This window comes from Parasedimentitalea huanghaiensis, from assembly GCF_009753675.1.
GTDB lineage: Bacteria > Pseudomonadota > Alphaproteobacteria > Rhodobacterales > Rhodobacteraceae > Parasedimentitalea > Parasedimentitalea huanghaiensis.
In genome coordinates, this window is sequence record NZ_WQLV01000009.1 from 148,745 (window position 1) to 172,125 (window position 23,381).

23 protein-coding genes are annotated in these 23,381 nt (G+C 55.6%); 11 read left to right on the plus strand and 12 right to left on the minus strand.

What is annotated here, in order from left to right; genetic code table 11:
• Positions 1 to 63: 63 nt before the first annotated feature.
• Positions 64 to 903, minus strand: coding sequence for a LysR family transcriptional regulator (locus GO984_RS15430; RefSeq protein ID WP_157023510.1), 840 nt, complete (start codon positions 901 to 903; stop codon positions 64 to 66).
• A gap of 88 nt (positions 904 to 991) precedes the next feature.
• Between GO984_RS15430 and GO984_RS15435 the strand changes: the two genes are divergently transcribed.
• Both GO984_RS15435 and GO984_RS15440 read left to right on the plus strand, forming a co-directional pair.
• On the plus strand, positions 992 to 1,402 hold the full coding sequence (locus GO984_RS15435) for a VOC family protein (protein ID WP_157023511.1): 411 nt from the start codon (positions 992 to 994) through the stop codon (positions 1,400 to 1,402).
• Positions 1,399 to 2,325 carry a 2-hydroxyacid dehydrogenase gene (locus tag GO984_RS15440; RefSeq protein WP_157023512.1) on the plus strand — a complete coding sequence of 309 codons (927 nt, stop codon included), beginning with the start codon at positions 1,399 to 1,401 and terminating at the stop codon, positions 2,323 to 2,325. Before GO984_RS15435 ends, GO984_RS15440 begins: the two co-directional genes overlap by 4 nt.
• A gap of 75 nt (positions 2,326 to 2,400) precedes the next feature.
• Here the strand turns inward: GO984_RS15440 and GO984_RS15445 are convergent, their stop codons facing one another.
• The 8 genes from GO984_RS15445 to GO984_RS15480 all read right to left on the minus strand — a co-directional run bounded on the left by GO984_RS15445 (position 2,401) and on the right by GO984_RS15480 (position 10,819).
• Positions 2,401 to 4,416, minus strand: a complete 2,016-nt coding sequence (locus tag GO984_RS15445) for a M3 family metallopeptidase (protein WP_157023513.1) — start codon at positions 4,414 to 4,416, stop codon at positions 2,401 to 2,403.
• 128 nt (positions 4,417 to 4,544) lie between these two features.
• Positions 4,545 to 5,345 carry an amino acid ABC transporter permease gene (locus GO984_RS15450; protein WP_157023514.1) on the minus strand — a complete coding sequence of 267 codons (801 nt, stop codon included), beginning with the start codon at positions 5,343 to 5,345 and terminating at the stop codon, positions 4,545 to 4,547.
• A gap of 66 nt (positions 5,346 to 5,411) precedes the next feature.
• Complete coding sequence (locus GO984_RS15455; RefSeq protein WP_157023515.1) at positions 5,412 to 6,203, minus strand: transporter substrate-binding domain-containing protein; 792 nt, start codon at positions 6,201 to 6,203, stop codon at positions 5,412 to 5,414.
• Between the two features lie 65 nt (positions 6,204 to 6,268).
• Positions 6,269 to 7,315 (minus strand): HesA/MoeB/ThiF family protein, encoded by a 1,047-nt coding sequence (locus GO984_RS15460; RefSeq protein ID WP_157023516.1) that lies wholly within the window; start codon positions 7,313 to 7,315, stop codon positions 6,269 to 6,271.
• Positions 7,315 to 7,770: a dUTP diphosphatase gene (gene dut / locus GO984_RS15465; RefSeq protein ID WP_157023517.1), complete on the minus strand. Its 456-nt coding sequence runs from the start codon at positions 7,768 to 7,770 to the stop codon at positions 7,315 to 7,317. The genes GO984_RS15460 and dut overlap by 1 nt, the downstream gene beginning before the upstream one ends.
• A gap of 52 nt (positions 7,771 to 7,822) precedes the next feature.
• Entirely contained in the window at positions 7,823 to 9,019 is a 1,197-nt protein-coding gene (gene coaBC / locus GO984_RS15470) for a bifunctional phosphopantothenoylcysteine decarboxylase/phosphopantothenate--cysteine ligase CoaBC (RefSeq protein WP_157023518.1), read from the minus strand.
• Positions 9,020 to 9,113: 94 nt separating this feature from the next.
• Positions 9,114 to 9,944: a ChaN family lipoprotein gene (locus GO984_RS15475; protein WP_157023519.1), complete on the minus strand. Its 831-nt coding sequence runs from the start codon at positions 9,942 to 9,944 to the stop codon at positions 9,114 to 9,116.
• Positions 9,941 to 10,819, minus strand: a complete 879-nt coding sequence (locus GO984_RS15480; protein WP_157023520.1) for an RNA polymerase factor sigma-32 — start codon at positions 10,817 to 10,819, stop codon at positions 9,941 to 9,943. Before GO984_RS15480 ends, GO984_RS15475 begins: the two co-directional genes overlap by 4 nt.
• Positions 10,820 to 11,073: 254 nt before the next feature.
• On the opposite strand from GO984_RS15480, the gene cobU reads away from it, so the two are divergent.
• The 4 genes from cobU to GO984_RS15500 all read left to right on the plus strand — a co-directional run bounded on the left by cobU (position 11,074) and on the right by GO984_RS15500 (position 14,552).
• The gene (gene cobU, locus GO984_RS15485; RefSeq protein WP_342448098.1) at positions 11,074 to 11,613 is read left to right on the plus strand and encodes a bifunctional adenosylcobinamide kinase/adenosylcobinamide-phosphate guanylyltransferase; all 540 of its coding nucleotides are present in this window, start codon (positions 11,074 to 11,076) and stop codon (positions 11,611 to 11,613) included.
• Positions 11,610 to 12,197 (plus strand): histidine phosphatase family protein, encoded by a 588-nt coding sequence (locus GO984_RS15490; RefSeq protein WP_157023522.1) that lies wholly within the window; start codon positions 11,610 to 11,612, stop codon positions 12,195 to 12,197. Before cobU ends, GO984_RS15490 begins: the two co-directional genes overlap by 4 nt.
• A 57-nt stretch (positions 12,198 to 12,254) precedes the next feature.
• A complete protein-coding gene (locus tag GO984_RS15495; RefSeq protein ID WP_157023523.1) occupies positions 12,255 to 12,941 on the plus strand; it encodes a glutathione S-transferase in 687 nt (228 codons plus the stop codon).
• A 102-nt stretch (positions 12,942 to 13,043) separates the two neighbouring features.
• A complete protein-coding gene (locus tag GO984_RS15500) occupies positions 13,044 to 14,552 on the plus strand; it encodes a YifB family Mg chelatase-like AAA ATPase (RefSeq protein WP_157023524.1) in 1,509 nt (502 codons plus the stop codon).
• A gap of 58 nt (positions 14,553 to 14,610) precedes the next feature.
• Here GO984_RS15500 and gshB read toward each other — a convergent pair whose 3' ends face one another.
• The 3 genes from gshB to rsmI are packed head-to-tail and all read right to left on the minus strand — an operon-like array spanning position 14,611 to position 16,848.
• On the minus strand, positions 14,611 to 15,543 hold the full coding sequence (gshB, locus tag GO984_RS15505; RefSeq protein WP_157023525.1) for a glutathione synthase: 933 nt from the start codon (positions 15,541 to 15,543) through the stop codon (positions 14,611 to 14,613).
• A 60-nt stretch (positions 15,544 to 15,603) separates the two neighbouring features.
• On the minus strand, positions 15,604 to 15,984 hold the full coding sequence (locus tag GO984_RS15510) for a YraN family protein (protein ID WP_157023526.1): 381 nt from the start codon (positions 15,982 to 15,984) through the stop codon (positions 15,604 to 15,606).
• Between the two features lie 3 nt (positions 15,985 to 15,987).
• Positions 15,988 to 16,848: a 16S rRNA (cytidine(1402)-2'-O)-methyltransferase gene (gene rsmI, locus GO984_RS15515; RefSeq protein ID WP_157023527.1), complete on the minus strand. Its 861-nt coding sequence runs from the start codon at positions 16,846 to 16,848 to the stop codon at positions 15,988 to 15,990.
• An 86-nt stretch (positions 16,849 to 16,934) separates the two neighbouring features.
• On the opposite strand from rsmI, the gene GO984_RS15520 reads away from it, so the two are divergent.
• From GO984_RS15520 to GO984_RS15540, 5 genes are all read left to right on the plus strand, one after another.
• The gene (locus GO984_RS15520) at positions 16,935 to 18,107 is read left to right on the plus strand and encodes a penicillin-binding protein activator (RefSeq protein WP_157023528.1); all 1,173 of its coding nucleotides are present in this window, start codon (positions 16,935 to 16,937) and stop codon (positions 18,105 to 18,107) included.
• Positions 18,067 to 20,895, plus strand: a complete 2,829-nt coding sequence (locus tag GO984_RS15525; RefSeq protein WP_157023529.1) for a [protein-PII] uridylyltransferase — start codon at positions 18,067 to 18,069, stop codon at positions 20,893 to 20,895. Before GO984_RS15520 ends, GO984_RS15525 begins: the two co-directional genes overlap by 41 nt.
• Positions 20,892 to 22,442, plus strand: a complete 1,551-nt coding sequence (gene murJ / locus GO984_RS15530) for a murein biosynthesis integral membrane protein MurJ (protein ID WP_157023530.1) — start codon at positions 20,892 to 20,894, stop codon at positions 22,440 to 22,442. Before GO984_RS15525 ends, murJ begins: the two co-directional genes overlap by 4 nt.
• Complete coding sequence (locus tag GO984_RS15535) at positions 22,439 to 23,026, plus strand: Crp/Fnr family transcriptional regulator (protein ID WP_157023531.1); 588 nt, start codon at positions 22,439 to 22,441, stop codon at positions 23,024 to 23,026. The genes murJ and GO984_RS15535 overlap by 4 nt, the downstream gene beginning before the upstream one ends.
• 71 nt (positions 23,027 to 23,097) lie before the next feature.
• Positions 23,098 to 23,295, plus strand: a complete 198-nt coding sequence (locus GO984_RS15540) for a YgaP family membrane protein (RefSeq protein ID WP_157023532.1) — start codon at positions 23,098 to 23,100, stop codon at positions 23,293 to 23,295.
• Positions 23,296 to 23,381 lie beyond the last annotated feature (86 nt).

Genomic DNA, 23,381 nt, shown 5'->3' on the forward strand with positions numbered 1-23,381 from the left:
CCCTCTTGGCCTGAAGGCCAATTCACCCCCGGGATATTTGTGGCTAGATGAAGAATAGTCGGATCAAGTCTTTTGCAGAGTTGTCATGAGCAGCTGCAATACTGGTCGGTCCTTATCTCGCGTACGGGTCAACAAGCCGACGTCGCGCGCAGGCGCATCTAGGGCCGCGGTTATCACATTTGGCATTCGGTGAGCCCCGCCTGACCATTCCGGCAAGACCGCCTGCCCCAAACCATCCTGAACCATTTGTGCAATTGTTTCGACCGCATCCATCTCAGCCAGGATTTTAGGCATCGGCTCCAGATTGGTCAGAGCGGTCCAACACGCCGCACCACCCCAAGCATCCCGGCTATAGACAATAAACGGCAGGTCGGAAACATCCTGCGCGCCGACGGGCCGTATCAGTAGGATATTTTGATGTTCGATTGGAGTGAAAACCAGAGTTTTTGGCCAATCAAACGGAGGCTGCACCAGGAGAGCGGCGTCGAGCTTGTCTGCCTCAAATGCAGCATATAGCTCACGTGAGGTTCCCGGTACCAGCTTCAATTCAACCTCTGGTGCCTGCAATCGCAACACCCGGACCATGTTAGGAGCATAGTCCGCAAGTGCGGTTGAAATCGCACCCAGGCGCAACGGGCCGGTCATGTTTCGTTGCTGCAGTTTAGCCCGTACATCCGTTCGCAGAGCCAGTATTTGGCGCAACAGGGGAAGGACCGCGCGGCATTGTGGCGTTGGTTGCATCACGCGCCCTGCCCGCAGCAGTAAACTGACCTGTAGTTCTGCTTCCAGCGCAGCCACTCGCTGTGTCACTGCCGAGGCCGTGATCCCTTCGGCGCGGGCGGCGGCGGCAAGAGAGCCGAGATCAACCACCGCAACCAAGCTGGAGACAAACTTTAAATCCATAGTTCTCCTTATGTCTGAAGACAGAAAAATAAGCTAGGGTGCTGCCACGAGATCCTTTAGACGGGTGGCAACAAAAGGAGCCTATCAAATGAGCATTTTCCACCTTGCCTATCACGTCGATGATTTGACCCGTGCCCGCGCTTTCTATGGTGGGCTTCTGGGTTGCGTTGAAGGCCGCAGTACGGACACCTGGGTCGACTACAATTTCTTTGGACACCAAATTTCACTTCACCTCGGGCCAGTGTTTGTAACCGCCAACACTGGAAAGGTAGGTGATCACATGGTCCCAATGCCACATCTTGGGGTCATCCTGCCCCAAGAGGACTGGCAGAAACTGGCTGATCATTTAGTCAGCAAGGATGTAGATTTTACCATTGCCCCCACCACGCGGTTTGCGGGACAACCGGGAGAACAGAGCACAATGTTCTTTCATGATCCGGCGGGAAACCCGATCGAGATCAAGGGGTTTGCAGATATGACAGGAGTTTTTGCCACATGATCAAGGTCCAGTTCGCCGCCACTCCAGAGCGTTGGGAGACCTACGCAGAGCCGATGAGAGCGGGCTTTTCTAATGCTGGGCTAGACGTTGATCTACGTGTCGATCACACACCTGATGCGGTTGATTACGTGATCTATGCCCCCAATGGCCCGCTGAAAGACTTTTCACCTTACACATCCTGCAAAGCCGTCTTGAGCCTTTGGGCGGGCGTTGAAAAAGTCGTTGGAAATACAAGCCTAACCATGCCGCTTTGTCGGATGGTGGACCCGGGACTAACGGCGGGAATGGTGGAATGGGTCGCGGGACATGTGTTGCGGTACCATCTCGATATTGATCGCTCCATAGCCACACAGGACCAATGGCAGCCCAGGGTGCCGCCGCTGGCGATGGAGCGACCAGTGACCGTTCTTGGGCTGGGTGCATTGGGTCGTGCCTGTGCAGAAACACTTGCACAGCTTGGGTTTCCGGTGACCGGTTGGTCGCGATCACCAAAGGTCATTGAAGGTATCACCTGCCAACACGGAGACGATGGTCTGACCCGGGCATTGGCTGGTGCAGAAATTGTCGTACTGCTGCTACCGGACACCCCGGCCACCGAGAACATGTTGAATGCCGAAACACTGGCCCGGCTGCCACGCGGTGCCCGTATCATCAATCCCGGCCGCGGACCATTGATCGACGATGACGCGCTGCTTGCGGCATTGGACAGTGGTCAGATTGCCCACGCAACATTGGATGTGTTTCGCATCGAACCCTTGCCAGCAGAGCACCGCTATTGGGCCCATCCCAATGTCACCGTCACCCCGCATATCGCCGCAGAAACCCGTGTTGTGACGTCAGCACAGGTGATTGCGGAAAATATCCGACGTGGCGAAGCGGGTGAGCCATTTCTTCATCTGGTCGATCGTGAATTAGGGTACTAGTCCCAGACTATCGCGCCCGTCTTTGCGAAAGACTGGGCGCGACATAGATTTACATATCGGCCTACCCCGACAGGTCTATTCCGCAGCTAAGCCACGACCTTTGAGCAATGCCTCGACCCCCGGCAGGCGGCCACGAAACGCCACATAGAGCTCGCCCGCATCTTGGGACCCGCCTGTAGACAGAATGTTATCCTCCAGCGCTTTGGCGCGTTCTGGATCAAACGCCCCGCCTGCCTCCTCAAAGGCGGCAAAAGCATCAGCGTCCATCACTTCGGACCACATGTAGCTGTAATAGCCCGAGCTGTAGCCGTCACCGGAAAAGACATGGGCAAAATGTGGGCTGGCATGGCGCATTGTGATGGCTTGCGGCATGCCAATCTCGGACAGCACAGCCTCTTGCTTTGCCATCACATCCGCTGGCGCCGCGCCTTCGTGAAAGGCCAGATCAACCAGTGCAGAGGCGACATACTCCACCGTCTGGAACCCCATATCGAAGTTTGCCGCCCCCAGAACTTTATCCAACATCTCTTGCGGCATGGCTGCCCCAGTATCGGCATGTGTGGCAAACTCTGCCAGCACCTCGGGCACCTCTAACCAGTGTTCATATAGCTGACTGGGCAGTTCGACAAAATCGCGCGCAACCGAGGTGCCGGAAATGCTTTCATAGGATACATTTGACAGCATTTGATGCAGCGCATGACCAAATTCATGGAACAGTGTGCGCGCATCATCCCAGGACAGTAACGCCGGCTCACCCTTGGCAAAGTTACAGACGTTGACCACCACAGGTGCCTGTATCTCCGGAAACTTTGCCTGACTGCGCATCGCTGAACACCATGCGCCAGACCGCTTAGACCCACGGGCGAAATAGTCCCCTATGAACACCGCCACATGTTTGCCGTTGCGGGTTACCTCCCAGGCGCGGCAATCGGGATGATACAGTGCCACGTTCAACGGTTTGAACTTCAGGTCAAACAGGCGGGTGGCACAGGTGAACGAGGCCTCGATCATCCGATCCAGTTGCAGATATGGCTTTAGCTCGGCCTCGTCCAAATCATGTTCGACCTTGCGGCGTTTATCCGCATAATAGCGCCAGTCCCATGGCTGCAGGTCGCCATTGATGCCATCCGCCACCATCAATTTGGTGAGCACTTCTGCATCTGCCTCGGCCTGAGTTTTGGCTGGCCCCCAAACGTCCATCAACAGGCCGCGAACCGCATCCGGCGTTTTGGCCATTTCGGTTTCCAGCTTGTAGTCGGCAAAGCTGTCATAGCCTAACAGTTCAGCTCGCTCTTGTCTTAGCTGCAATATTTCCGCGGCAATGTCCCGGTTGTCCGTTTCGCCACCATTGGCACCACGCGCAGCCCAGGCATTAAATGCCACCTCACGAAGATCGCGCCGGGGGGAAAATTGCAAAAACGGTGTGATGATCGAACGAGACAGTGTCACCACCGGCCCGTCCTCACCTTTTTCAGCACCAGCTGCCCGTGTGGCGTCGATGAGGAAATCAGGCAGACCTTCCAAATCGCTTTCTGACAGCGGCATGAACCAATCACGCTCATCTGCGAGTAGGTTCTGGGTGAAATCAGTGCCCAGCGTCGCCAGACGGCCTTTTATGTCCTGCATCCGTGCGTCTGCTTCGCCGGTCAGCGCGGCACCGCCCCGGACAAAGCCACGATGCGTCAGCATCAGCACCCGCTGTTGTTCATCGCTCAGATCCAGATTTTCACGCGCGTCCCAAACGGCCGCCACCCGGGCAAACAGGGCCTTATTTGCCGTAATCGCAGAAAAATGAGCCGCCAATTTGGGAGAGAAGTCCCGTTGCAAAGCTTCGCGTGCGGGATTGCTATCAGCCCCGGCCACGGTGAAGAATACTGAAAGCACCTGATCCAGCTCTCGACACGGGGTTTCCAGCGCCTCGATCACATTGGCAAATGTCGGAGCCTGCGCGTTTTCAGCAATGGCCTTGATCTGAGCGTTGTGAGTAGCCAGCGCCTGTTCCAGCGCCGGGGAAAAATCATCATCTGAAATGGCATCAAACGGGGCAATTTGAAATGGCGTGTCCCAGCGGGGCAAAAGTGGGTTGGTCATGGCAATATCTCCTTTGTCGCTACGCTAGAGTATCGACCATATGCCCCGCAACGGCACATCTCAGGAAACAGAGATATACTCCCGCCCCAAAAGCGCTGTGCCCTAAGGGATGTGGTCAGTTGGTGTTACTATTTTGCAGTCTCACGCTCACGCAGGTGACGTTCAAACCGACGCAGCGCCAAAGACAGCCCGATGGTCATGGTGAGGTAGATCAATGCCACCACGTTATAGGTTTCAAAGTAGCGAAAGTTACCCGCCGCCGTCACCTTACCCAGCTGAGTGACGTCGAGCACACCAAGAACAGACACCAATGAGCTATCCTTGACCAAGGCGACAAAATCATTGCCCAGTGGCGGCATTATGGTGCGGATAGCTTGCGGGAAGATCACCAACCGGAACCGCTGCCAGCCATTCAGACCCAGCGCTTTGGCGGCCTCGATCTGTCCCTCTTCTACCGATTGCAATCCAGCGCGGAACACTTCGGAAATGAAGGCCGAATAGGCCACCATCAGAGCAATGATCGCGCGCCAGATCAGTGGAAAGTTACGGGTGCGAATAGGGTCTAGACCGACAAAGTCCCCCAACCAGTTGCGCAGTTCAACCAATGCCGGGGCCATGGCGAAGGCCACGTAAAGCAGCAGCACAATAATCGGCACACCGCGCACGACCTCAACATAAAACCGGGTGACCTGTCGAACCACCAGCCATTTGGAGCCAGCGCCAAGCGCCAGTAACAACCCAAGAAACGAGGCCAGAAAGAAGCTAACCAGAGTGACAAAAACCGTCGTCTTCACACCTTTCGTGAGAGTGGTCAGGATTTGCAGATACAGGTCATCCGCAACCACCTGCCAGCCGAGGTAAACCCCAATCAGCACAACCGCAGCCAGCCACCAGGGGAAATCTTCTTTGTCTTTTTTGGGAGCCGCCATAGTCGTCTTTCATGAAAAACCCCGGCCCAAGGGACCGGGGAGTATTAAGGTCAAATGTGACGCGCCTTACTGGCCCATTTTATATTCGAGAAACCACTTGGTGTTCAGTGCTTCCAGGGTTCCGTCAGCTTCCATTGATGCAATTGCTGCATTGATGGGTGCAACAAGTTCACTGCCTTTGGGGAAGATAAATCCAAAATCTTCGGTACCCAGTGGTTCACCTACGATTTTCAGCTTACCAGCTGACGCAGTTACATACCCATTGGCGGCTGTGCTGTCAGAGAGGGCCAGATCCACATCACCAACCCGCAGGGCTTGAATTGCAGCACCAAAGGTTTCGAACAGTTTGATACGACTATTGGCCTCGTCACCGTCCAGGATATCATAAACCGTCACGTAGAATGGTGTGGTACCGGGCTGTGCTGCAGCCAGAAAATCATCGTTGGCAGCAAAGCTGGCAGCATCGTCAAAACGGGTTTCGTCACTGGCCACAATCATGCGCATTTGCGAGGTCAGGTACTTGTCCGAAAAGTCGACCTTTTCTTTGCGGTCGTCACGAATAGTGATCCCGGTCATACCCAGATCATACTGTGCTTCGCTGACCGCAGGGATCATCGCATCCCAGCTGGTGTTTTCATAGACCACTGTGATGTTGATGCGCTTGGCAATTTCAGCCATGGCGTCATATTCCCAGCCAATGGCCTCACCCGATTTTGGGTCAACAAACTGCAGTGGCGGATATGCGTTTTCAGTCGCAATAACCACTTCTACACCGCCAAGATCTGGCAGATCTGCTGCCAGAGCACCGCTTGTCAGTCCAAACACCGCTGCTGCGGTCAGTGAAAAAATCGTTTTCATGTTATCCCCTCTCTTGAATTTTGTTTGCAACAGATGTGCCGTGCGCAGAGTTGTTGCGCAAGCCATCAGTCGCTTTTTGACGCACAAACAGGGCAATCTGGCGTCGATTTCAGCTGAATACGTCGCGTCTCACTGTAAAGACCGTCATAAATCAACATCGCACCGCGCAAGACCGCGCCCGCGCCGGTGATCTGTTTGATCGCTTCCAGCGCCATCATCGCCCCAACCACACCCGGCAAAGGACCAACAACCCCAGCCTCGGAACATGATGGGGCCAATCCCGCAGCTGGTTCTTCAGGGAAAATGCACTGGTAACAAGGGCCCCCTTCGCTGGGGTGAAACAGGCTTAGCTGGCCTTCCCACTGTGACAGCGCGCCAGAAATCAGTGGCTTGCCCAACCCGACAGCTGTGCGATTGACCAGATAGCGGGTGGTAAAATTGTCGGTTCCATCCAGGATCAGATCAAAATCAACAAACAACGCCTCGGCATTTTCAGAGCTGAGACGCCGGTGATACGGCAACACGGTCACGTATGGGTTCTGTGCTTCCATCGCTTTTTTCGCTGAGAAAACTTTAGCCATGCCAATGTCTTCGTCCCGATGAATCACTTGACGTTGCAGGTTGGCGTTTTCCACCTCGTCATCGTCGATCACCCCAATGGTTCCAACGCCGGCGGCGGCCAAATATTGCAGAGCAGGTGCGCCCAATCCGCCAGCACCAATCACCAGAACCCGTGCATTCTTTAGCTTTTTCTGTCCAGGTCCACCCAATTCGCGCAGGACGATGTGGCGGGCATACCGGTCTAACTCAGTCTCGGAAAACGTACTGGGTTTTTGCGACATTGGTATCTCCTTGGGTTGGGCGCGCGCTTTCAGAACAGCAATAAGCCGCCCATAGCCTGCCGCCAAGAGCCCAAAGCCCCCCAAGATCAGCCAGAGCGCCACAGAGCCGCCAGTGGCCTCACGCAACCCATGGCCGTTAGGCAGGGTCAGCTGAATGAGTAAAATAACCAAAAACAGCAACACCAGTAGCGCGACACGCAGTTGGTGTGGCAGCCCAAGAAACCGACCACCCCACCAGACCATGGCGGCGAGAAATAAAACTCTTAGCATCAGTTCTGCCCAGTCGATCCAAATCCACCACTGCCCCGTGTGGTGTCACCCAACCTTTCGACGACATCAAAGCGGGCTTGCAGGACAGGGGCCACCACCATCTGTGCAATTCGGTCACCATGGGTGATTTCGAACGTTCCCTGCCCGGCATTCATCACAATCACCCCTAAAGGTCCCCGGTAATCGCTATCGATCGTACCAGGCGCATTTGGCAGGGTTATGCCATGTTTGAGCGCCAACCCGGAGCGGGGCCGGATCTGTACCTCATACCCCTGCGGAATTTCGAGACGCAGCCCGGTCGGCACAAGAACGCGTTCACCCGGTTGCAGCACAACTGTGCCTCGGTCCGGAAGATTGGCGCGCAAATCCGCTCCCGCCGCCTCTGGCGTCTCGTATGTAGGCAGGGACACTGTTTGGTCCGCCCCCACGTCATAAGTCACCCGGATTGAGATCATACCGGTCGTCCCTTCGTCATGTTCAGAATTACGCAGGTCGCAAACCGTAACCCTATGAGGTCAGAGCCTGCGCTATTCGTTGAGCCAATTGCTGTGCGACCTGATCCTTACCCATCCGCGGCCATTCTTCAGCGCCGTTTTCACCAATTAGAACCACTGCGTTCTCACTGCCACCCATGATCCCAGTAGCAGGTGAGACGTCATTGGCAACAATCCAGTCACAACCCTTACGGAGGCGTTTTGCTGTGGCGTATTCGATCACATCATTGGTTTCAGCAGCAAAGCCAACCACCAGGTCGGGTCGCCCTTTTTCCAGATGTGACACCCGTTTCAGGATGTCAGGGTTTTCGGCAAATTCCATAACGGGCAGCCCGTCTTTTGATTTCTTCAACTTTTGGTCCGATGCATTGACCACCCGCCAGTCGGACACGGCAGCGGCAAACACCCCGGCGTCCGCCGGCAAAGCTGAATCCACCGCCTCGGACATTTGCTCTGCGGTTTCAACAGCCACCACAGTCACCCCCTCAGGTGGGCACACCGATGCAGGGCCCGTGATAAACACCACTTCTGCCCCCAGATCGCGCAGAGCACGGGCCATTGCGGCCCCTTGCGCTCCTGACGACCGGTTGGCGATGTATCGGACGGGGTCGATGGGCTCATGTGTTGGCCCTGACGTCACCAGAATTCGTTTTCCCTGCAGAGGCCCATCTGACAGCTTAGCAATGATCTCTGTAACGATTTCGTCCACCTCGGCCAAGCGGCCCGGTCCGAATTCGCCGCAGGCCATGCTGCCCTCGTTTGGACCACAGAAACTGACGCCATCAGCTTTCAGCGTCTCAATATTGCGTTGAGTAGCAGCATGTTCCCACATGCGCACATTCATCGCAGGGACAGCCATTACAGGTGTGTCTGTAGCCAGCAGGAGGGTTGAGGCCAGGTCATTTGCCAGCCCCTGCGCCATCTTAGCCATCAAATCTGCGGTTGCCGGGGCCACTACAACCAGATCCGCACTGCGAGAGAGTTGGATATGCCCCATCTCAGCCTCAGTGGTCAGATCAAACAGATCACGGTGAACGGCGGCACCGGCCAATGCTGATACAGACAAAGGTGTCAAAAACTGTTCGCCTGCACGGGTTAAAACTGGAGTCACCAGAGCACCCTGATCCTGCAATCGCCGAATGAGCTCAAGCGATTTATAGGCAGCAATACCACCACCAATAATCAGAAGAATACGTTTGTCAGCCAGCATTTACCCGTCCTTACGCAGCACCTTCACTGACAGTACTGCCTTGCTACGCAAGTGTGAAACGGTTTTCCAGCAATCCCGTGTGAGAACCAGCGCCCTACTGAAACGCCAAACAAGGATCAGGACGTTCCACCGGATCAGAATCCAGAACCAGATCAAATGCGCCTGCCACCTGTCCCTTCTCGGATTGTCCAACCGTGACAACACTCAGATCTGGACGCGCCTGCGTAAGGTAAACCGGTATTCCGCGATCTTTGCGCGCATGGCCATTGCCCGTGATCACTGCAACAGGCCCCCCGGTCGCCTTCAGCGCCTGCAGTGTTGCCTTTGCCAGTGCCGCATCCCGCAACCTTTGGAATTCAACCATCATAGGCAACATCTCTATGGGTAAGGCGTTACAATGATTGCTCAACTGGTCAGCTTCGCGGGCCTTCTGTTCTGCTTCCGGTAATCGTTGATCCAGCCCAAACAGTGCGGCCTTATCACCAAAGTAGCTTGCTGCGCCGCGTTCCATCACCGCGCCTGCCTGAGACCGCAGCACCAACCCGCCAAATTGCTGGGCCCCAGTTGCGGCCGCAAAAACCGGCGCATAAAGTTCAAATTCGGGCCAGCCTGAGTTTTCCCAATCCAGCTGCGCAGAAACACGTGTTGCGTCTTTTAAGTCGATCCCCGAAAGCGCGGCGGCCTGGGTTTGTGTGATCATCTCCCAAACCACAGCCTTAGGAGCCAGCGCGTTCAAGATATCAGCCTGTATTTGGTGATGAGCAGCATTGTCATGCACCTCACCCAAAATCACCACCTCAGCGGCAGCCAGCAGATGGATTTCACCAGCCGTTGGTTCAGCCAAAGCGTGGCCAGAACTGGCAATGATAAAGGCGCCCCCCAAGAGAGAGGCGCCTTTTCTTACAAAATTAATAAGGTTTTTCATGCAAGCAGGCTATGCACCTCACGCGATTGGGTTTCAAGGTTTTTCCGCATCTTCAAAAAGGCTGCGGCCTCCAATTGGCGTACACGTTCTTTAGATAACCCCAATTCGGTACCAAGGCTTTCCAAGGTGCGCGGGCGATCTCGCAATTTGCGTTCTTTCACTATGAAGCGTTCGCGGCCGTTCAAGGCCTGCATTGCCGTCACGAGCCAGACGCGTAATTGCCGACGATCATGACGTTTCTGCACCAGTTCCTGGGCCTGATCACAGTCGTCTTCAAGCGCATCAATCCATTCACGACCATCTTCATCCGCTGACTGTACCGCGTTCAGCGAGAAATCTGATCCGGACAACCGTCCCTCCATCATTTCGACGTCACGAATTGGAACACCGATTTCACTGGCAATTTTTTGGTGTAATTGATGGCGGTCCAACTTGTTGCCCCGCGCCGTCGCTGTACGCTCTAACTGAGCCTGAACTCGACGCATATTGAAAAACAGTGATTTTTGCGACGAGGTCGAACCGGTTCGTACCATCGACCAATTCCGCATCACATAGTCTTGGATAGAGGCTTTGATCCACCACACGGCATAGGTCGAAAACCGCACCCCACGGTCAGGATCGAATTTGTCGGCAGCTTTCATCAACCCAAGTCCCGCTTCTTGAATCAGGTCATTCATCGGCGCACCGTAGCGCTTAAACTTGGCTGCCATTGATATTGCCAGTCTGAGATAGGCATTTATCAGGCGGTGCAGCGCTGCCTCATCCCTATCATCGCGCCAAGCATAGGCCAGTCGCAATTCGGTTTCTGCATCCAGTAGTTCAGCTTTCATCGCCCTTTTGGGCAATGGATTGTTAAATTGTCCTTCACGTGCCATGTACTTTCCCCCGAAAACAGCTTTGCCGTCTACGTTCTAGAGCAACGTCAAATTCAGTAAGGACCCAATGTTATAGTACGCAGTTCATTTGGCTTGGTGGCTTAGTGCCACACGGCAACAAGTTCTGTAATGGATGGGCGCAAATGCCCCGTCCTGTTGCAAATCTCCCCGTTCAAGAATAGCGACACGGGGACTGCGTTTTCTCAGCTTGTTTTAAGCGGGCCCTGTGGTTACCCACCGGTACGGCTTCTGTAATGAAAAGGGTAATAAAATTGTCGGCCCAAGTCACATTTATTCTGGGCGGCGCGGCCTCTGGAAAGAGTTCATATGCCGAACATATCTGCTTAACTAGTGGAAAAGACCGAGTATATTTGGCCACATCACAAATACTTGATCATGAAATGCGCGTTAAAGTAGACAAACATGTCGTGCAAAGAGGTAATGGCTGGACAACCTATGAGGAAAGCTTTGACCTTTCTCCAATATTAAACTCATTAAATACTTCTCAAATTTGCTTACTCGATTGCGCTACAATGTGGCTGACAAATCACCTGTTGGCAGAAAATAACTTAGATACAGAACAACGAAATTTGCTGGCTTCAATTGCCAGCTGCAAAGCAGACCTTGTGGTTGTGTCCAATGAGGTCGGGCTGGGAATAGTCCCGGATAATGCTCTTTCGCGGAAATTCCGTGAGGCGCAAGGGCGATTCAATATCGCACTCGCGGCGCAGGCAAATTGTGTTGTTCAGGTTATTGCCGGATTGCCGATGGTCCTTAAAGGACAATTGTCATGAGCAACCAAACAACTTGGCACTGGGTGCGCCACGGCCCAACCCATGAAAAAGCCTTTGTTGGATGGCGCGATGTGCCTGCCGATTTATCAGACACAGCGCAAATTGAGCGTCTGACGAGCCACCTTCCAAATGATGCATTGCTGATTTCGTCAGATTTGATCCGGGCGCGTGCGACGGCTGATGCCATTTCTGGCTCGCGGACCCGGCTACCCGACCACCCTGATTTACGTGAATTCAACTTTGGAGATTGGGACGGAATGCACTTTTCAGAGGTTGCCAAGACCCATCCTGAGTTAAGCCGGGCATATTGGGAAACACCGGGAGATATTGCGCCGCCAAACGGGGAGAGCTGGAATGCAGCTGCCTTAAGGGTTTCATGCGTTGTCGACACCATCACCGCAACCCATCCTGGACGACATGTCATTGCCGTAGCCCATATCGGGGTCATACTCACCCAAGTTCAACGAGGACTTTCCTCGACACCAGAGCAAGCTCTTGGCCACAAGATTGACAACCTGTCGGTCAGCGAGATTGTACATGGGCCTACAGGATGGAAAATCCGTCAGGTAAATCAAATTCCATGATGAACAGCGCAACAAATATTCGATTTTGGAATGAGTATTTGTTGTTAGTATGATGCCATGACTTATGATCTTTATATTGGCGACCGGATGTATTCCAGCTGGTCCTTACGTGGCTGGCTTATGCTTGAAAAATTCGCCCTGCCGCATCGCACCCATATGATTGGGCTTTATTCCGGCACAATGGCCCAGGACATGGCGAACCTCGCCCCTGCCCGGCTGGTTCCAAGCCTGCGCACCCCTGAAGGCACAGTTGTCGGAGAAAGCCTGGCAATGGCTGAAACTCTAGCGGAGCGACACCCGGAGGCCGGATTGTGGCCTGCCGATCCAGCACTGCGTGCAACCGCACGTTGGCTTTGTGCTGAAATGGCCAGTGGTTTTGGCGGGTTGCGCGGCGAATGCGCCATGCAATTCAGCCATATTTGGCAGGGGTTCTCCGTTTCTGATGCGGTCAAAGCTGACCTAGAACGGATTGAAACCCTCTGGGCCCACGCTCGCAGTCTGTCAGGCAGCAAGTCTGGCGGGTTGTTCGGGCAGTACTCACTGGCAGATGTGTTTTACACGCCAGTTGCCGCACGCATTGTTGGCTATGATCTACCCGTATCGGAAGCATCATTGGCCTATTGTACGGCATTGCTGTCGGACCCGGCAGTTCTGCGTTGGCAGGAATTGGCACAGGATATCAAATATGACCCTGAACCCTATGCTCTTGATTTGCCCAGACGGGCGTGGGCTCTGCCCGGATAAGACTACGGACGGGCTATTTCATCCTGAATTGACGGGCGCATTAACCAATTGGAAACCATGATTTCCAATCATCTCTTCCTGAACCTATAGGAGCAGGGAGAGATGGTCGCGCGTGCCTATACGGTTGCCTTTCAAGGGGTTGAGGCCCGCCCAGTGGAAGTTCAATGCGCTGTAGCCCCCGGCTTACCTGCGTTTTCGGTGGTCGGGCTACCGGATAAGGCGGTGTCCGAAGCTCGTGATCGGGTGCGCTCAGCCCTTTCAACGATGGCAATCGCCCTGCCATCCAAACGTATCACCATCAACCTGTCACCTGCGGACCTGCCAAAGGAAGGTAGTCATTTTGACCTTCCGATTGCGCTGGCATTGCTTGCGGCAATCGAAATCATACCGGCCGACACCGTGGCCGAAACCATCGCATTGGGCGAGTTATCGCTTGATGGCACTCTTGTGCCCGTTGTCGGTGCCCTGCCAGCGGCAATGACGGCCGCCGCCGAACAACGCACGCTGCTTTGCCCGCAAGCCTCAGGCGCAGAAGCTGCATGGGTGGAGGCGGCAACAGTGATTGGGGCCGCAAGTCTGGCAGATGTCGTGCGCCATTACACCGGGCAAGTGCCCATCCCCCCGGCCCAGCCGGGCGAGATCACCAGCCCGGTGCAAGTCAAAGACCTACGCGATGTCAAAGGACAGGAGCGTGCCAAGCGGGCTTTGGAAATTGCCGCCGCAGGTCGCCACCACATCTTGATGGTCGGCACACCCGGCTCTGGGAAGTCCATGCTCGCAGCGCGACTCCCCGGTATATTGCCTCCACTGACACCAGATGAAGCCCTGCAAACGTCGATGATCCAGTCGTTGTGCGGGCTGATCGAAGAAGGAGGCATCAACCGCACCCGCCCCTTTCGCGAGCCACATCACACCGCATCAATGGCGGCGATTGTGGGTGGTGGGCGACGGGCTAAGCCGGGTGAAATTAGTTTGGCCCACAACGGCGTTCTATTTCTGGATGAATTCCCTGAGTTCAATCGGATGGTCCTGGAAACCCTGCGACAGCCTATCGAGAGCGGCGAGGTGATGATTGCTCGTGCCAATGCTCATGTAAAATATCCCAGCCGGTTCATGTTGGTGGCCGCGGCCAATCCCTGCAAATGCGGCTATCTCACAGACCCAGCACGCGCCTGTTCCCGCGCGCCCATTTGCGGCGAGGACTACATTGGGCGAATATCCGGGCCACTGATGGACCGGTTTGATCTGCGCGTTGAGGTGCCTCCAGTTGCCTTCAGCGATTTGGACCTGCCTGCAAATGGCGAAGGCACGACCGACATTGGAACGCGTGTTGCGGATGCGCGCGCGCTGCAAAAGGATCGGTATGCGGACTATCCCACTTTACTTCAGAACGCCGATGCAGAGGGCGAGGTATTGGAACAGGTTGCACGCCCGGACAGCGACAGCCGGGAGTTGCTGATGCGCGCAGCAGAAAGATTTGGCCTGACCGCGCGTGGATATCACCGGGTACTGCGCGTGGCCCGCACCATTGCAGATCTGGACGCGGCCCCTGACATTCGCCGTAGCGATGTGGCCGAGGCTCTGAGTTTCAGATTGGCGGGAGCGGCATGAACACAATTCTGCCCGGCGTTTTCAACCGGGCAAAAGAAACTGATTGGACGACTAGCCGTTACAACTTGGCTTCAATAGCCTGCCAGATCTTCTCGGCGATGTTTACCCCATCGAACCGTTCCAGCTCTTGAATACCTGTTGGAGAGGTCACGTTGATCTCGGTCAGGTAATCGCCAATCACGTCGATACCAACAAAAACCTGCCCCCGTTCCTTAAGCAGCGGTCCAATAGCAGCGCAGATTTCAAGGTCACGGTCGGTTAGACCAATTTTTTCGGGGCGACCGCCCACATGCATGTTGGAGCGGGTTTCACCAGCCGCAGGCACCCGATTGATTGCGCCGACAGGCTCACCATCCACAAGGATCACCCGTTTGTCTCCGTTGCTCACATCAGGCAGGAATTTCTGCACGATCAATGGCTCGCGGCTAAATCCAGTGAACAGCTCATGCAGTGATGTCAGGTTGCGGTCATTGACATCCAGACGGAATACCCCTGCCCCACCATTACCATACAGTGGCTTTAGGATTACGTCGCCGTGCTGAGCTTTGAACGCCTTGATAGTGTCCAGATCACGGGCAATAGTGGTCGGTGGCGTCAACTGTGGGAAATCCAGCACCAGCAGTTTTTCAGGGTAGTTGCGCACCCAGAACGGGTCATTAACCACCAAAGCCTGCCCCTTAAGCCGGTCCAGCAGATGGGTCGCAGTGATGTAGTGCATGTCGAATGGCGGATCCTGACGCAGCCAGATCACATCAAAGTCGGCCAGGTCCACCTCGCGCAGCGGCCCCAGAACCGCGGGATCACCCGCAACCCGCTGCACGGTCATGTCTTGGCCGCGGGCCGTTATGCGACCTTCCTGATAGGCAAGCTGGTCAGGACCATAGAAAAATAGCGAGTGACCGCGTTTCTGCGCCTCTTCGGCCAGCCGGAAGCTGCTGTCGGCGTTGATATCCACGTCCCCGATCGGGTCCATTTGAAAGGCGATTTTCATGCGCTTATCCCTTATCTGTCGGCCAAATACATGGCGCAGCCGCAGACTATGTTCAATGGGTCATCCCTGACCAAAAGCATTTTCGATGATTTCGATCTCACCCGCCCCGCTAACCAAAGCCACATCGAAGCGCGCTTCGGTCAGCTGCCCTGCTGGTTCATGTTCTAAAAACTGACCCGCGCTGGCATAAATCCGGTTGATCTGTGCCTGACTGATCCGCAGGGCAGCGCGGGCTTGAGTTTTACTGTGCTTCACTTCAACAAACACCAGAGCCGCACCCTGACGTAGAATAAGATCAATCTCTCCGCCAGCACCACGCCAGCGCCGTTCGGCCAGTTGATAGCCGCGTTGTTCATAATGACGAAGCACCAGGTCTTCGGCAGCGGCTCCTGCCAGATAGGCCCGCTGACCGCGATCATGTGGATCCTTTGGCCCCGCCATTTCTTAATCATCATCCTTGGGCAGTTTAAGGGCCATCTGATAAACCTTGCGACGCGGCAAGTCGTGGAGCTTCGACACGATGTCAGCTGCATCTTTGACGGAGTTTTCCCTTAGGGCCGCACGCAAATCGCTTTCCAGATCCTCTGGGTTCACATCTTTGCTGTGTGAGCGATCAACCAGAACAACAATTTCACCCTTCACACCATTTTCGGCCAATTGTGCGGCCAACTCACTAAGCGAAGCGCGACGGACCTCTTCAAATTTCTTGGTAATCTCCCGGCACAGGGCCGCTGGACGATCGCCCAAAACCTCGGCCATATCTGCCAGCGACGCGGCTACCCGTTTGGGAGATTCGTAAAAGATCAAAGTGCCGGGGATTCGGCTGACCTCTTCTAATCGTTTTCGACGAGCACCGCTGGCATTTGGGAGAAAGCCGGCAAAAAAGAAGGCATCGGTGGGCAACCCGGCCAGTGTTAGTGCGGCCAATCCCGCCGACGCACCCGGCGCCACCGTGACCGCGTGGCCCGCTTCGGCAGCGGCGCGGCTAAGATCATACCCGGGATCCGCAATAAGCGGCATACCTGCTTCGGAGGCATAGGCGACTGACTTGCCTTCAGCCAATGACGCAAGCAGCCCTGCACGGGCGCCCGTACCGCTGTGATCGTGGTAGGCAATGACCCGACGCCCCTCCAAAGGCACGCCGTGGATTTCCATCAAGCGTCGCAGGGAACGGGTGTCTTCTGCTGCAATAACCTCGGCTGAGGCGAGCACATCCAGCGCCCGAAGCGTGATGTCGCGTGCGGTCCCAATTGGAGTGGCAACAAAGTGCAGCCCCGGAGACAATCTGACTTTCTGGTGATTCAACGCTGGACCCGCCTATATCGTCGTTTATTATTCCCCCAACACCAACACGGCGTATCACCGCCGGATCAGGGAGTTTTAAGTCTATTATGTTTGCTGTTTTCAAGCCCGCCCGCAAGGCCGCACTCGCGGCTATCTTCGCTGTATCCTCAATTGCTCTGAGCGCCTGTGACCCTATTGGGACCGGCGGCGGCCCAACCATCAACACGTCAAAGCCCGTTCCAGTGGCGCTATTGGTCCCGCGTGGGTCTGCGCAACAGGGTGATGCGGTTCTGGCGCAAAGTTTGGAAAATGCTGCGAGGCTGGCAATCGCCGATTTGCAAGGCATTCAAATCGACCTGAAAGTCTATGACACTGCTGGCAATCCAGACACAGCTGCAGCCGCTGCGACGCAAGCGATCAGTGACGGCGCGCGCATCATTTTGGGACCAGTCTACGCAGAGGCCGCAAATGCTGCTGGTGTGGCGGCAGCCAAACGTAATGTAAACGTGCTGGCATTCTCCAACAACTCCGCCATTGCCGGTGGCAATGTCTTCATCTTGGGCGCAACATTTGACAATACCGCTCGCCGCCTGACCAGCTATGCCGCCCGTCAGGGCAAAGGAAATATGTTGGTGGTCAGTGGTGACGATGCTGCGGGCCAAGCCGGGCGTGCGTCGATCCAAAACGCTGCCGCAGCCACAGGTGCAAACGTTGTCGGCAACGTCAGTTATGAATTGTCTCAACAGAGCGTGATCAACTCGGTTCAGACAATTCGCGATTCCGCAGCAAGCAAAGGCGCGACATCAATCTTTATGACGGCCACCACTGCCGGGGCGCTCCCATTGCTCACTCAGCTGTTGCCGGAAGCTGGCCTTGATCCTGCGACCACTCAGTACATTGGCCTGACACGCTGGGACATCCCGGCACAGACATTGGCGTTGCCGGGGGTTCAAGGTGGCTGGTTTGCGTTGCCAGATCCAACAAAGTCCACTCAGTTTCGCGACCGCTATAGTGCCACCTACGGCGGCGCCCCCCACTCCATTGGTGGGCTGGCTTATGACGGTATTGCAGCCATCGGTGCTCTTGTTAGTGCGGGCAAATCTGACGCTCTGACCGGAGCCGCCCTAACACAGGGATCTGGTTTCCAAGGGGTCAGCGGCATTTTCCGCCTGCGTCCTGACGGCACCAACGACCGTGGCCTTGCCATTGCAACAATCCAAGAACAGAAGGTCGTTGTCATTGACCCAGCCCCAAGCAGCTTCACCGGCGCCGGACTCTGATCCGGCGGCCAGGGCCATTACCCGTTTTCCATTGGCCCTGGGCCCACTGGTCTGTGACCCAACTGCGATTTTCGACAGCGAAAAAATACGGTCACAGATCGATGATCTGGCCACCAGCAAAGACAATGCCACCTTGCGTGGCGAAGTTGTCCAGCTTTTGCGGGACGCCAACAAGGTTGGGCGGGCGTTGATCGCCGAGCAGTTCGCAAAATCGCCCTTTGATGCCCGCCCCATGACCCGGTCTTATACGTTTCTCACTGACGGTCTGGTCACTTCGGCCTTGTACGCAGCTAATGAGATTATGCATCCTGCCGCGACGCCAACCAGCAGTGAACGTATCGCTGTAATCTCGGTCGGCGGCTACGGTCGTGGTGAAATGGCACCAGCTTCGGATGTCGATCTGTTGTTCTTGACCCCCTACAAGATCACGGCCTGGGCCGAGAGCGTCATAGAATCGATGCTCTATATTCTATGGGATCTGAAGTTGAAGGTTGGTCACGCCAGTCGTACCATCCAGGACTGCCTAAGATTAGGGCGCGAAGATTTCACCATCCGAACCGCGATGCTGGAGCACCGGTTTCTAGCAGGTGATCAGGATCTGGCCGACGAGTTGGATCAGCGGTTGACGCGTGATCTGTTTCAAGGAACCGCTCATGAGTTCATCGAGGCCAAGCTGTCTGAACGCGAAGCGCGCCATATCAAGCAGGGCCAACGCTATATGGTTGAGCCCAATGTAAAAGAGGGCAAAGGCGGATTGCGGGATCTGCAATCGATGTATTGGATCGCCAAGTATCTGTACCAGGTTCAAGACACCGCTGAACTGGTGCCACTGGGCCTGTTTGAACCAGAAGAGTTTGATCTGTTTGCCAAGGCCGAAAATTTTCTCTGGGCGGCGCGATCCCACCTGCATTTACTGACCAAACGCGCCTCTGAAGTTTTGTCGTTCGACATGCAGGTCGAGGTCGCCGAACGTATGGGCTACCAGGATGTGGCCGGTCGTCGCGCTGTCGAAATTTTCATGCAGGACTATTTCCGCCATGCCACCACGGTGGGGGATCTGACCCGGATTTTTCTGACCAAACTTGAAGCCAGCCATCAGAAAGGTGAACCCTTGCTGGAGCGGTTGTTCCGCCGGCGCCCCAAGACCAAACCGGGTTACACCGTGGTGAATAACCGTCTGGACGTCGTTGAGCCTGAGACCTTTTTGAACGACAAATTGAACCTGTTGCGGCTCTTCGAGGAAGGTCTGCGCACGGGTATGCTGATCCACCCTGACGCGATGCGGTTGGTCACAGCCAATCTGGACCTAATCGATGATGATTTCCGCAAGACCCCCGAAGCACGCCGGATCTTTCTGGATTTGCTTCTGAAACACGGTAATCCCGAACGCGCCTTGCGGCGCATGAATGAACTGGGTGTGCTGTCGGCGTTCTTGCCCGAATTTGCACCTATCGTCGCAATGATGCAGTTCAACATGTATCATTCCTATACTGTGGACGAACATACGATTCAGGTCATCGTGAATTTTGCCGCTATCGAGCGGGAAGAGTTAGAAGAAGAATTACCTCTCAGCTCAAAAATCATGCGCAAAGGGCTGAATCGAAAAGTCCTGATGGTGGCAATGCTGTTGCACGACATCGGCAAGGGCCAGCCTGTTGATCACTCAATTTTGGGGGCGCAAATCGCGCGTAAGGTGGCGCCGCGGCTTGGACTAAACAAAGCCGACAGTGAAACCGTGGAATGGCTGGTGCGCTATCACTTGCTTATGTCGGATATGGCGCAGAAACGTGACATCGCCGATCCGCGCACCGTCCGGGATTTTGCCAAGGCTGTAAAAACAGTGAAACGGCTGGACCTGCTAACCGTGCTGACCGTTTGTGACATTCGTGGCGTTGGACCAAACACCTGGAACAACTGGAAAGCGGCGCTATTGCGGGCGCTGTATAAGCAGACCCGTGAAGCGCTAGAGAACGGCATGGAGGCGCTGAACCGCGAACTGCGCGGTACCAGTGCCAAAAAAGCTCTGCGGGCAGCTCTTCCGGATTGGCCCAAAGCTGTGCTCAAGAAAGAAACAGCACGTCATTATGATCCGTACTGGCAGGGATTGCATATCACTGGCCATGTGGATTTTGCCGAAATGCTGCGTGAACTGGAGCAAAGCGAGGACCCGGGGGATATCGTTATCCGGTTATTTCCCGATGATGACCGTGATGCCACGCGGGCTTGTTTTGTGATGCCAGACCACCCCGGAATTTTTGCCCGTGTGGCTGGCGCATTGGCACTGGTTGGCGCCAACGTCGTGGACGCGCGCAGCTATACCACTAAAGATGGCTACGTCACCGATGCCTTCTGGATCCAGGATGCCGAAGGTCACCCCTTTGAGGCATCGCGCCTGCCCCGCCTTCGCCAAATGATCCGCAGAACCCTAAAAGGGGAAGTTGTTGCCCGTGATGCCTTCAAGGCGCGTGATAAAATCAAGAAACGCGAGCGCGCCTTTAACGTGCCAACCCATATCACCTTTGATAATGATGGATCCGAGATTTACACCATCATCGAAGTCGACACGCGCGACCGCCCTGGTTTGCTTTATGATCTGGCCCGCACCTTGACGGCTGCAAATGTCTATGTCGCCAATGCCGTCATAGCGACATATGGCGAACAGGTGGTCGACACGTTTTACGTCAAAGATATGTTTGGACTGAAATACTACGCGGCCTCAAAGCAACGGTTTCTTGAAAACAAGTTGCGCACAGCAATAGCCGAAGGCGCAAAGCGGGCACGGACATGAAGCCAATCAAGTTGTTATCCGGGTTCCTGACCGTTGGGTTCTGGACCCTCGCCAGCCGTATTCTGGGCTTTGCACGCGAGATCCTACTGACCGCCTATGTCGGGCCAGGCCCGGTGATGGACGCTTTTGTTGCGGCTTTCCGTCTGCCCAACATGTTTCGTCGTTTTTTTGCCGAGGGCGCGTTTAACGCCGCTTTTGTCCCAATGTTTGCCAAAAAGTTTGAGGCAGGCGACGATGCACAGGGATTTGCCCAATCGGCCCTCAATTTGCTTCTGACAGCCGTTTTGGTGCTTGTTGGGTTCGGCATGGTGTTCATGCCAGCATTGGTCTGGGCAACAGCCAGCGGCTTTTCTGGCGATATGCGTTTCGACATGACCGTTGGGTTTGGCTACATCATGTTCCCCTACATTCTGCTCATGTCACTGGCTGCACTGTTTTCCGGCGTCCTGAACGCCACAGGCCGGTTTGCCGCGGCGGCGGCGGCCCCAGTGCTGCTGAACATCTTTGCCTGTTCGGCAATGGTGGCTGGGGCTGTGCTTGGCGGCGAGGTAATCATATGGCTGGTCTGGACCATACCCGTGGCAGGCGTGGCGCAGCTGGCTCTGGTTTGGGGGGCGGCCGAACGTGCAGGCATTCGTCTGCGCATTGGCAGACCCCGCCTCACCCAAGAGATGCGCAATCTGGTACGGGTCGCTGTTCCGGCAGCATTGGCTATGGGGGTGACACAGATCAATCTGGTGGTGGGTCAACTGGTGGCCTCGGATATTGAAAACGCCGTCAGCTGGTTGTTTGTGGCCGACCGGTTGTATCAACTGCCATTGGGCGTCGTAGGAATTGCCGTCGGCATCGTATTGCTGCCTGACCTGTCACGCCGGTTGCGCGCCGGGGACGATACCGGTGCACGGGATGCTTTTTCCCGCGCTGGAGAGTTCTCGCTTATGCTGACAATCCCCTCAACTGTTGCCTTTCTGGTGATGCCGATACCGCTGGTGTCGGTGCTGTATGAACGCGGAGCAACAGGCCCTGAAGATGTCACCGCCATTGCCCTCGCGGTTGCTGTCTACGGCGTGGGCCTGCCCTCATTTGTGCTGCACAAGCTGCTGCAACCGCTGTATTTCGCCCGCGAAGACACCAAATCACCGTTCCGCTTTGCACTGGTAGCGATGGTGGTGAACGCAGCACTGGCCTTTGGCCTGAAACCAGTGGTCGGCTGGATAGCCCCTGCTGTCGCAGCCTCGGCCGCAGGCTGGGTGATGGTGGCCCTACTGATATTCGGAGCACGGGGAATGGGAGAGGTTGCCCGCTTTGACGCCCGCTTTCACCGTCGTGTCTGGCGCATCGTAGCTGCATCTGCCGTGATGGGTGTGGTTCTGCTAGCACTGGTATCAACATTTGGCTGGCTCTTCACCCTGCCAAGCTGGCGATATCTGGCTCTTCTGGGTCTGATTATTCTTGGCGCAATCAGCTACTTCGGTGCGGGTCAACTTCTTGGCGCTTTCAAACTGGGTGAGTTCAAACGTGCCATGCGCCGCGGCGGCCACACATGACCCAGCTGACATGCCCCGCTGGAACCGTTCTGTTCACACCCGGTCAGGACTGCCCGGGCTTTGTGCGCCTGACCAAAGGTACGGTGCGCGTCTCGCTCACCGCAGCCAACGGGCGCGAGGTGGTACTGTACCGGGTTGGGCCGGGGGACGTCTGCCTGCAAACCTTTGCCTGCTTGACCGATGGTAGAACCTACTCTGCAGAAGGTATTGCCGAAACGCAGCTTAGCGGCGAAATCATACCTCACGCTGATTTTCGCAGTGCAATGACCCGCGACGACGCATTCCGCACCGAAATCATGACTGCGGTTGCACGGCGCTTTGGCGATTATGAGCAGCTGGTCGAAGACGTCGCCCTCACCGGGTTTGATGCGCGGTTGGCCCGGGTGCTGCTGCGACTGGCTGATGATCAGGGGCGTCTGTCAATCACACACGACGCTTTAGCCGCCGAAACGGCATCAGGACGCGCTTTTGTCAGCCGTCGTCTACGTGAACTGTCTCGTCTGGAACTGGTTGAAACACACCGTGGCGGGTTGCAAATTTTGGACCGCCCCGGATTAATTGCTGTTTCTCAAGACCAACGGTGACACTGTCACCGACAGCCCAAGCCTCAGGGGCTAAAGTCCGTTCAAACGCGCTAGTTTGAAAGGAAAAGACCATGCCCTGCAACGAAGGCTTTCTAGACCGCGCCCTGCGCATCATCCTCGGATGTGTACTGCTGTCATTGATTTTCATCGGCCCGCAAACCATGTGGGGGCTCGTCGGAATCATCCCGCTGACCACTGGTCTGATGGGCTTTTGCCCACTTTACCGGATCATCGGTCTCAACACCTGCCCAATAAAGAAACAGAACTAGAGTCCGCCACAGCGCTGCGCCTCTGCGCGGCGCTACGCCCAACGCCTTGTGGCTCATCGACGATGAGCTTCAAGGGGGCGGGAGTG

Bases quoted from the DNA above. Each gene is read 5' to 3' on its own strand.
- GO984_RS15430 (WP_157023510.1), bottom strand. From the start codon at position 903: ATGGATTTAAAGTTTGTCTCCAGCTTGGTTGCGGTGGTTGATCTCGGC.
- GO984_RS15435 (WP_157023511.1), top strand. From the start codon at position 992: ATGAGCATTTTCCACCTTGCCTATCACGTCGATGATTTGACCCGTGCC.
- GO984_RS15440 (WP_157023512.1), top strand. From the start codon at position 1,399: ATGATCAAGGTCCAGTTCGCCGCCACTCCAGAGCGTTGGGAGACCTAC.
- GO984_RS15445 (WP_157023513.1), bottom strand. From the start codon at position 4,416: ATGACCAACCCACTTTTGCCCCGCTGGGACACGCCATTTCAAATTGCC.
- GO984_RS15450 (WP_157023514.1), bottom strand. From the start codon at position 5,345: ATGGCGGCTCCCAAAAAAGACAAAGAAGATTTCCCCTGGTGGCTGGCT.
- GO984_RS15455 (WP_157023515.1), bottom strand. From the start codon at position 6,203: ATGAAAACGATTTTTTCACTGACCGCAGCAGCGGTGTTTGGACTGACA.
- GO984_RS15460 (WP_157023516.1), bottom strand. From the start codon at position 7,315: ATGCTAAGAGTTTTATTTCTCGCCGCCATGGTCTGGTGGGGTGGTCGG.
- dut (WP_157023517.1), bottom strand. From the start codon at position 7,770: ATGATCTCAATCCGGGTGACTTATGACGTGGGGGCGGACCAAACAGTG.
- coaBC (WP_157023518.1), bottom strand. From the start codon at position 9,019: ATGCTGGCTGACAAACGTATTCTTCTGATTATTGGTGGTGGTATTGCT.
- GO984_RS15475 (WP_157023519.1), bottom strand. From the start codon at position 9,944: ATGAAAAACCTTATTAATTTTGTAAGAAAAGGCGCCTCTCTCTTGGGG.
- GO984_RS15480 (WP_157023520.1), bottom strand. From the start codon at position 10,819: ATGGCACGTGAAGGACAATTTAACAATCCATTGCCCAAAAGGGCGATG.
- cobU (WP_342448098.1), top strand. From the start codon at position 11,074: ATGAAAAGGGTAATAAAATTGTCGGCCCAAGTCACATTTATTCTGGGC.
- GO984_RS15490 (WP_157023522.1), top strand. From the start codon at position 11,610: ATGAGCAACCAAACAACTTGGCACTGGGTGCGCCACGGCCCAACCCAT.
- GO984_RS15495 (WP_157023523.1), top strand. From the start codon at position 12,255: ATGACTTATGATCTTTATATTGGCGACCGGATGTATTCCAGCTGGTCC.
- GO984_RS15500 (WP_157023524.1), top strand. From the start codon at position 13,044: ATGGTCGCGCGTGCCTATACGGTTGCCTTTCAAGGGGTTGAGGCCCGC.
- gshB (WP_157023525.1), bottom strand. From the start codon at position 15,543: ATGAAAATCGCCTTTCAAATGGACCCGATCGGGGACGTGGATATCAAC.
- GO984_RS15510 (WP_157023526.1), bottom strand. From the start codon at position 15,984: ATGGCGGGGCCAAAGGATCCACATGATCGCGGTCAGCGGGCCTATCTG.
- GO984_RS15520 (WP_157023528.1), top strand. From the start codon at position 16,935: ATGTTTGCTGTTTTCAAGCCCGCCCGCAAGGCCGCACTCGCGGCTATC.
- murJ (WP_157023530.1), top strand. From the start codon at position 20,892: ATGAAGCCAATCAAGTTGTTATCCGGGTTCCTGACCGTTGGGTTCTGG.
- GO984_RS15535 (WP_157023531.1), top strand. From the start codon at position 22,439: ATGACCCAGCTGACATGCCCCGCTGGAACCGTTCTGTTCACACCCGGT.
- GO984_RS15540 (WP_157023532.1), top strand. From the start codon at position 23,098: ATGCCCTGCAACGAAGGCTTTCTAGACCGCGCCCTGCGCATCATCCTC.